Annotated in this window: 1 protein-coding gene; it reads left to right on the forward strand. The window is 73.6% G+C overall.

From position 1 onward, the window contains the following. The first annotated feature begins 238 nt into the window (after positions 1 to 238). Positions 239 to 1,396: an ATP-binding protein gene (locus tag CCN51_RS50020; protein WP_014176972.1), complete on the forward strand. Its 1,158-nt coding sequence runs from the start codon at positions 239 to 241 to the stop codon at positions 1,394 to 1,396. Positions 1,397 to 1,414 lie beyond the last annotated feature (18 nt).

Genomic DNA, 1,414 nt, shown 5'->3' on the forward strand with positions numbered 1-1,414 from the left:
AGCTGACCTTGCCGTCGCGGAGTCCATCCGCGACGGCAAGGTCAGCTACATCCAGGGCGTCTTCGACACCTCGCGCGAACAGTTCGTCGAGAGCCGCCGGGTCAAGGGCGAACGGGCCGACGAGCGGGTGCGCGGCGCCCACCGGACCCACCAGGTCGCCGTCTGGGGTTGACGGGTTGACGGGTTGACGTGACCGACCGCCGACGACAGCCGTGCACGCGGCGAGCGGAGGACCGCAGTGAAGAGGAACACCAGGCCCGAGGGCCACCCCGTCCGGCCCGGCGGGGCGGCGCCGCGCCCCGCGTTTGCCGTCACCGGCATCCCCGGCGGCACCGACGAGGTCGAGGCGGCCCTGCTGCGCAGCCGCCTGATCGCCGCCGTGGACGCCTTCGGCGGCCACCACGGGCCGGAACCGCTCACCGTCACCATCACCAACCGGCCCGCGGACCGACCACCCGCGAAGGCCGAGGCGGAGACGGCGGACGGCCCCTCGGTGGCCGAGCGCGCGGAGCACTTCACCGCCACCGCCCCGCTGTACACCTTCGACCGGCTGGTGCTCCCCGACCGGACCATGGAGCAGCTGCTGCGCGCGATCCACATCGTGGAGCGGCGCCGCACCCTGTTCGAGGAGTGGGGGCTGCGGACCATCCAGCCGCACCCCAGCTCGGCGGTCAACCTCGAAGGACCGCCCGGCACCGGCAAGACGATGGCCGCCCACGCCATCGCGGACCGGCTGGGCCGCCCGCTGATCGCCGCCCGCGCCTCCCAGCTGGAGAGCAAGTACCACGGGGAGGGGCCCAAGAACCTGGACGCGCTCTTCCACGCCGCCGGGACCCAGGGCGCGGTGCTCTTCCTCGACGAGGCGGACGGGCTGATGTCCGCCCGCTTCGAGACCACCAGCCACGGTTCCGAGCACGCGGTGAACGCCATGCGCAGCGAACTGCTCACCGCGCTCGACCGGTTCGAAGGTCTTGCGGTGTTCGCCACCAACCTGGTGTCCAGCTACGACACCGCCTTCGACAGCCGCGTCTGGCACGTCCGCTTCCCGGTCCCCGACGAGGCGGCCCGCGCCCGCATCTGGCACCGCCATCTGCCCGGGACGCTGCCCCTGGCCGACGACGTCCGTACGCAGGACCTCGCCGCCGTCGACGACGTCACCGGGCGGGACATTCGCCGCGCGGTGATCGACGCAGCGGCGGAGGCGCTGCTGACGGGGCGGGACCGGGTCGGCCAGACGGATCTGCTGGCCGCGGTCGAACGGGTCAAGGCGAGCCGCCCCCAGCGCCCGGCGCCGCTCCAGCCCCCGGAAACACCTCATCCCCGGGAAACACCGCAGCCCCCGGAAACACCTCCGCCACCGCCGGAACGACTGCGTCCGCCCCCAGCCGGGAAGTGACCATGACGACGCCCCGCC

The organism is Streptomyces milbemycinicus, from assembly GCF_002154605.1.
GTDB lineage: Bacteria > Actinomycetota > Actinomycetes > Streptomycetales > Streptomycetaceae > Streptomyces > Streptomyces milbemycinicus.